The organism is Frankia sp. AgKG'84/4 (assembly GCF_023242965.2).
Lineage (GTDB): Bacteria > Actinomycetota > Actinomycetes > Frankiales > Frankiaceae > Frankia.
Map to the genome: position 1 here is coordinate 1 of NZ_JALKFU020000280.1, position 6,697 is coordinate 6,697.

Sequence of the window (6,697 nt, forward strand, 5' to 3'; positions counted from 1 at the left end):
GGCGACGCGGCCCGGCTCGACGCCGACGGCTACTTCTGGATCATCGGCCGGATCGACGACGTGATCAATGTGTCGGGCAGCGGGGATACACCGGCGGCGGGCCACCGGCCGGTGGGTGCGCTGTCGGACCGGGACATCGACCAGCTCGCCCGGCTGCTGGCCGCGCCGGTCTCCCGCCTGCTGCGCGCGGAGTTACGGCTCGAGAGGGAACGGTTCGGACGGCTTCGGGACGCCACCCGATGAGGCGACGGCACCGAGAACCGATAGCCGGTGACGAGCCGGGCTGGGCAACGAAAAGGCTGACGGCAGGAGGAGGACGCGCGTGAATCCCAGCCTGGACCCCGGGTCCACCACGTATTTCCGGCTCACCATCGACGGGCAGAGCCTCGGCCTGTTCAACGGCTGTGACGGGCTGTCCGCGGAAGTGGAGACGGAGTCGTACAGCGAGGGCGGCAACAACGGCTATGTCACGCAACTGCCGACCCGGGTGCGCCATGCCACGATCCGACTCGTCCGGCCGCTCACGAAGGACAGCGCCCGCGTGACCGCGTGGATCTCATCGATCGCCACCGGCGTCGTGCGGCCCACCGCCCAGATCGCGGCACTGCGTGCCGACGGGTCGGTGGTCGCCCAGTGGGGCCTGCTCGACGCGCTGCCGGTCCGCTGGTCGGGGCCGTCGCTGGATCCGGCGTCGCCGAGTGTCGCCACCGAGACGTTGGAGATCGCCCATCACGGCTTCACCGACGCGGGGGCCTGATGGCCTCGACCCGGCCGGGCCCCAGCCTGGCGAAGGCGAGTCTTGCCATCCACGAGCCCTCGACGAGCATGAGCCGGACCCTGGGCGCTCTCATCGAGCTCATCGAGTTCCAGTTCAATCCGAACACGCTACGGCTGGCGAAGTCCGCCGAATGGAATCCGACGCTGTCGAGAACCTTCAAGGAGGGCGGCGAGCCGGAATTCGCTGGCGGCCAGCCGCGGCACCTGAGTTTCCAGATCTTTTTGGATTCCTCGCTGACGCCGAACGGCACCTCCGTAATGAAGAGGGTCGATACCCTGCTGTCCTGCTGTGAAGTGACGGCCGCGTCCGTCGCAAGCAATCATCCGTGTACGCCTTGGGTCTTTTTCGAATGGGGGGGTTTCTCGACGGTGAGTTTCGTGGCGTATGTCGACTCGGTGTCGGTCAACTACTCGTTGTTCAGTCCGTCCGGTGTTCCCATCCGGGCCACCTGCGATCTGGAGATCACGCAGATCCCGGCGCGGACCGCCCGGCAGAACCCGACCTCCGGCGCGCTGACCGCACGTCGGACACACTGCCTCACGGCCGGCGACTCGCTGCAGTCGCTGGCCTGGCGGGAGTACGGCGATCCCACCGCCTGGCGCGGCATCGCCGAGCTGAACGGCATCGATGATCCGATGCGGCTGCCGACGGGGCTGGACATTCTGCTGCCGGCGGCCGACGAGGCCCGGAGGTAACCGCCGGTGAGCACCGGAACGATCAGCAACCTTCCCCTCATCCAGATCGGCGGAAAGCCGCTGCCGGAGCAGCTCGCGGAGGCCCTCGACGAGTGCTGGGTGGAGCTGTCGGTGAATCTGCCGGCGATGTTCCACCTGGCGCTGCGCGACGCCGACCACCAGCTGCTCCGGACCTTTCCGCAGCTGAAGATGGGCGCGCGCGTCAGTATCGCGGCGGTGGCCGACGGCGTGGGCTTCAGCCCGCCGCTGGTAAGCGGCCTGGTGACCGGCCTGGAGTCGGATTTCGACGGCGCCGCGACGACGACGGTCGTGCGCGGGCTCGACTTCGCCTTCCGGTTGATGCGCCAACGCCGGGCCGAGGGCTACCACAACGCGACCGCGTCCTCGATCGCGCGCCTGCTTGCCCGGCGCGCGGGTGTGACGGTGGGGCGCATCGAGGAGACGTCCACCGTCTACGAGGTCGCCACGCAGCCGAACATCTCGGACTGGGAGTTTCTGCAGCACCTCGCCGACGAGAACGGTGTCGCCGCCTACTTCGACAGCCTCGGAAAGTTCCAGTTCCGCAAGCCGAGCCCGGCGACGGGCGGCGGTCCCGGCGGCAGGCCGACGACGCCACGTGCCCAGGACAACCCGTACGTCCTGCGGTTCGGGGTGAACGTGCTGCGCTGCCGATCCGGCATCACCGCCGCCGACCAGGTGTCGCGGGTCGAGGCCCGCGGCTGGGACGTGCGCAACAAGCGGCCGCTGACCGCGTCGGCCGCGGCGAGTGAGTATCCGGGCATCCGGATCGGCACGAGTCCGGCCCGCGTGGTCGGCGAGTTCGGCCGGGCGGAACTTGTGGACACGGCCACCCCGCACGCCACCCACGCCGCGGTGCGGGCCGCGGCGCACAGCCTCGCCGAGGACGTCACCTCGGCGTTCGCCGAACTCGACGTCGCGGTGCGCGGCGAACCGAAGCTACGGCCGGGCAGCCCGGTCACCCTGGAGCAGGCCGGTCCCCCGTTCGACGGTACGTACACGGCCACCGGGGTCCGCCACGTGTTCACCCGCCGACGCTACGAGACGTGGGTCTCGATGACGGGCCGCCAGGTCCGCTCGCTCTACGGTCTGACGGGTGGCGAGGCAGCCACCGGCATGCGGGTCCCCGGCGTGGTCAACGCCCTCGTGACCGACGTCCGGGACCCGCTGCAGCAGGGCCGGGTCAAACTGCGCTTCCCCTGGTTCAACGACACCTACACCACCGACTGGGTGCGCAGCCTCCAGCTGGGCGGGGGCACCCCGGGCACCCCGCGGGCCGGGGCGTCCGCGACGGGTTCCCCGGGCGGCGGCGGGGTGTTCGGCGCGGAGGTCGGCGACGAGGTCCTGGTCGCCTTCGACCGCGGCAGCATGGACCATCCCTACGTGCTAGGCGGCCTGTACAACGGGCGCAACGCCCCGTCGAAGCACGACGTGCGCCTCGTCGGCGCCGACGGCCGGCTCAACCGCCGTTCGCTGGCGTCCCGCACCGGGCAGCGCCTCGAACTGCTCGACGCGACGGCGGCGCGCACGACGGGGGTACGGCTGCGCAGCGGCGACGGGAAGCTCACCGTCTTCCTCGACGAGACGCACACCACGATCAGCATCGACAGCAAGGGCAAGGTGGAGATCCACGGGAGGACGGATGTCTCCGTCCACGCGGGTGACACGCTGACCCTGTCCGGGCGGGCCGTGCGAATCGAGGCGACGGCCGGCGTCAGCGTCACCGGCGGGCAGGTCTCGGTCGCCAGCAGGGGGCCGCTAGGACTGCGCGCGGCGGAGCTGTCCGTTCAGGCTGGCACGTCGACCGTCTCCGCCGGGACGACGACCGTGACCGGCGCCGTGATCATCGAGGGCGCGGAGAACGTCAACGGTCCACTGACGGTCTTCGGCATCCCGGTACCCGTGCCCGCACCGTGACCGGTGTGACTGCGGCCGCGACCCCCGGGCCGGCCGCTGGAAAGGAACGCATGGCAGAGCAGTTCATCGGCGCGGGCTGGGCGTTCCCGCTGCGCGTCGGCTCCGCGGGCGGCTTCGCCCTGGTGGAGCGGGATGTCGAGATCGAGCAGGCGATGCACCTGGTGCTCGCCACGGCGCCCGGCGAGCGGCCGATGCGCCCCGAGTTCGGCTGCGGCATCCATGACCTCGTCTTCGCGCCCGTCAACGACGCGACCGCCGGGCGGATCCGCTACGAGGTCCGCGCCGCGCTGGACCGCTGGGAGCCGCGTATCGAGGTGCGTGAGGTCGAGGTCACCATGGATTCCGGTGACGTGTCGGTGCTCTACGTCGACGTCCGTTACACCGTGCGGGGGACGAACAACCCGCGCAACCTGGTCTTCCCGTTCTATGTGATCCCCTCGCACGAGGATCCCGGTGTCGAGTCCGACCAGCCGGCCGAGGACCCTGGCGGCCACCCGGCCGCGGTCGCCGGGCCGGGCGGCAGCTGATGAGCCTGCCCGCCCCGAACCTTGACGACCGCCGCTTCCAGCAATTCGTCGACGACGCGAAACGCTACGTCCAGGAACGCTGCCCGGAATGGACCGACCACAACGTCTCCGACCCGGGGGTGACCCTCATCGAGACGTTCGCCTTCATGCTTGATCAGCTTGTCTATCGGCTCAACCGGATCCCCGACCGGCACTATGTGGCTTTCCTGAACCTGCTGGACGTGGCGTTGTTTCCGGCCGCGGCCGCGCAGAGCCCGGTGACCTTCTGGCTGTCGGCGATCCAGCCGCAGACCGTGGTGCTGCCCGCCGGCACGGAGGTCGCCACCCAGCGCACGGCGACCGACCCCGCGGTCGTGTTCACCACTGCCGCCGACCTGGACATCGTTCCCTGCGGCTTCCGGACGCTGCTGCTGATCCCCGCCGAGGGCGCCGCCCACGACGCCACCAGCGACCTGCTCGCCGGCCAGGACGTGCGGTGCTTCAGCGCCAGGCCCCGGCCCGGCGATGCCATGCTCGTCGGGCTGAGCGCCGCCGTCGGCTCGTGCGCGGTGGTGATCGGCATCGACAGCCGGGTGGACGGCGTCGGTGTCGACCCGCGCCAGCCGCCGCTGGTCTGGGAGGCCCACACCGTCGACGGCTGGCAGGAGTGCGAGGTCGAACAGGACGAGACCGGCGGACTTAACCAGGCTGGCGACGTCGTCCTGCACGTGCCGGGCGGCCATGTCCTGTCCCGTACCCTCGGCACCGAGGCGGCCTGGCTGCGTTGCCGGGTCCTGGCGCCACGACCCGCGCAGCCGGACTACACCGTGAGCCCCACGGTGCGGTCCCTCACCGCCTGCACCATGGGCGCCACCACCGTCGCCGTGCACGCCGAGGCCATCCGGGACGAGTATCTCGGGGAGTCCAGCGGCGTACCCGGTCAGCGGATGCGACTGGCCCACGCGCCGATCACCGCCGGTGACCCGGTGGTCCGCATCGAGTCCTCGGACCTGCAGGGCTGGCAGCCCTGGGTGCCCGTCGACTCGTTCGCCGCCTCCACCCCGCGCGACCGGCACGTCCGGGTGGAGCCCACCACCGGAGAGATCGTCTTCGGCCCCGCGGTGCGGCTGCCCGACGGCACCACGCGTCAGTACGGCGCGGTGCCCTCGAAGGGCGCGGTCGTGCGGGCGGCCCACTACCGCACCGGGGGCGGCCGGGCCGGCAACGTCGCCCGCGGGACGATCAGCGTCCTGCGCAGCGCCGTCCCCTACGTGTCGCAGGTGGTCAACCGGGAGGCGGCCCGCGGTGGCGTCGACGGCGAGACGGTCGAGGAAGCGAAGATCCGCGCGCCGATCACCCTGCGCGCGCAGGAACGCGCGGTGACGGTCCGCGACTACGAGGAGCTGGCTCGGCGGGCGGCCCCCGAGGTCGCCCGGGTCGTCTGTCTGCCCGCCGACGCCGAGCATCCCGGTGCCGTGCGGGTGCTCGTGGTCCCGCAGGCGGTACCCGACCGCGGCGGGCGCCTGCGGATCACCCAGCTCGTGCCCGGCGACGAACTGCTCGCCCGGATCACCGCCTACCTCGACGAACGCCGGCCGGTCGGGATCCGCCTCGCCGTCGGGCCGCCGTACTACCAGGGGATCACCGTCGTCGCGACCGTCCATAGTTTTGCCGGCACCGACCAGGAGCGGCTACGCCTGGCTGGTCTGGACGCCCTGTACGCCTACCTCGACCCGCTCACCGGCGGACCGCACGGGACCGGCTGGCCGTTCGGCCGCGGCATTCACGCCGGTGACCTGTTCGCCGTGCTCCAGCGGGTGCCCGGCGTGGAGGCCGTCGACGAGGTGCTGCTGCATCCCGCCGACCCGCTCACCGGCACACGAGGTGAGGCGACCGCGCGCCTGGAGATGGACCGCCCGGCGCTGATCTTCTCCCACGACCACCGGTTGCGGGTGATCGAGGGATGACGGGCACCCCGGGCGAGGACGAGCGGGCCGGGCGGCGCGGTCGTCGCGGGCGAGCTGGCGCGGACCAGCGGCTCACCAGCCCCTTCCCGCTCGCGGCGATGCTGCCCGCCGTCTACGCGCAGGACGATCTCGCCGGCCGGTTCACCGAAGCCCTCGACGACCTGGTCGCACCACTGATCGTCGCACTGGACTGTTTTGACGCCTACCTGGCACCCGCGCTCGCGCCGATCGACTTCGCGATCTGGCTCGGCTCCTGGGTCGGCGCGGAACTCACCGGCGAGGAGACCGACGCGGCGCTGCGGGCCGCGGTGGGCGCCGCGGCCCGGCTGCACCGGCTGCGCGGCACCGCCCGGGGCATCGCCGAGGCCGTCCGACTCTCGGTCGGGGTCACCCCCGACGTGCTCGAGTCCGGCGCGGCGAGTTGGTCGGCGGGCCCGCCGGGGCCCTTCTCCGCCGCCGGAGCACCAGGCCTGACCGTGCGGCTACGGGTCGCCGACCCGGCGTCGATCGACCTCAACCGGCTGCACCGCCTCGTCGACCTGATCCGCCCGGCGCACGTCCCCTACACCGTCCAGGTTCTCGACGCCGAACCGCCAAACCAGAGGCACCAACGACATGGTCAGTGAAGGGGGCCCACGCGGCCCGCTGTCCTGCCCCCACTGCGGGGCCGAGGGCCAGAGCGGGACGTTCTGCGGCGACTGCGGCGCCGTGCTGGCCTGGACCGCCGCCGGTCCAGGCCCAGTATAATATAAAAAAAAAAACCATCCCACCAAAACAAAAGATTGTAAATATTCGTTGTCGCCCAAACAATAAAAA

The 6,697-nt window shown here is 71.3% G+C and carries 7 protein-coding genes; all 7 read left to right on the top strand.

Annotated elements, in window-relative coordinates:
- Positions 1-243 (top strand): hypothetical protein (locus MXD58_RS16815; RefSeq protein ID WP_250609526.1); only part of this gene is annotated, 243 nt, incomplete at its 5' end.
- Positions 244-322: 79 nt separating this feature from the next.
- Complete coding sequence (locus tag MXD58_RS16820; protein WP_248840408.1) at positions 323-757, top strand: phage tail protein; 435 nt, start codon at positions 323-325, stop codon at positions 755-757.
- Entirely contained in the window at positions 757-1,473 is a 717-nt protein-coding gene (locus MXD58_RS16825) for a CIS tube protein (protein ID WP_248840409.1), read from the top strand. Before MXD58_RS16820 ends, MXD58_RS16825 begins: the two co-directional genes overlap by 1 nt.
- A 6-nt stretch (positions 1,474-1,479) precedes the next feature.
- Complete coding sequence (locus MXD58_RS16830) at positions 1,480-3,408, top strand: VgrG-related protein (RefSeq protein ID WP_248840410.1); 1,929 nt, start codon at positions 1,480-1,482, stop codon at positions 3,406-3,408.
- A gap of 50 nt (positions 3,409-3,458) precedes the next feature.
- Positions 3,459-3,935, top strand: a complete 477-nt coding sequence (locus tag MXD58_RS16835) for a gp25 family contractile injection system sheath assembly initiator (protein ID WP_248840411.1) — start codon at positions 3,459-3,461, stop codon at positions 3,933-3,935.
- A complete protein-coding gene (locus MXD58_RS16840; RefSeq protein WP_248840412.1) occupies positions 3,935-5,881 on the top strand; it encodes a putative baseplate assembly protein in 1,947 nt (648 codons plus the stop codon). The genes MXD58_RS16835 and MXD58_RS16840 overlap by 1 nt, the downstream gene beginning before the upstream one ends.
- Positions 5,878-6,507, top strand: a complete 630-nt coding sequence (locus MXD58_RS16845) for a phage tail protein (protein ID WP_248840413.1) — start codon at positions 5,878-5,880, stop codon at positions 6,505-6,507. Before MXD58_RS16840 ends, MXD58_RS16845 begins: the two co-directional genes overlap by 4 nt.
- Positions 6,508-6,697 lie beyond the last annotated feature (190 nt).

Bases quoted from the DNA above. Each gene is read 5' to 3' on its own strand.
- MXD58_RS16825 (WP_248840409.1), top strand. From the start codon at position 757: ATGGCCTCGACCCGGCCGGGCCCCAGCCTGGCGAAGGCGAGTCTTGCC.
- MXD58_RS16835 (WP_248840411.1), top strand. From the start codon at position 3,459: ATGGCAGAGCAGTTCATCGGCGCGGGCTGGGCGTTCCCGCTGCGCGTC.
- MXD58_RS16840 (WP_248840412.1), top strand. From the start codon at position 3,935: ATGAGCCTGCCCGCCCCGAACCTTGACGACCGCCGCTTCCAGCAATTC.
- MXD58_RS16845 (WP_248840413.1), top strand. From the start codon at position 5,878: ATGACGGGCACCCCGGGCGAGGACGAGCGGGCCGGGCGGCGCGGTCGT.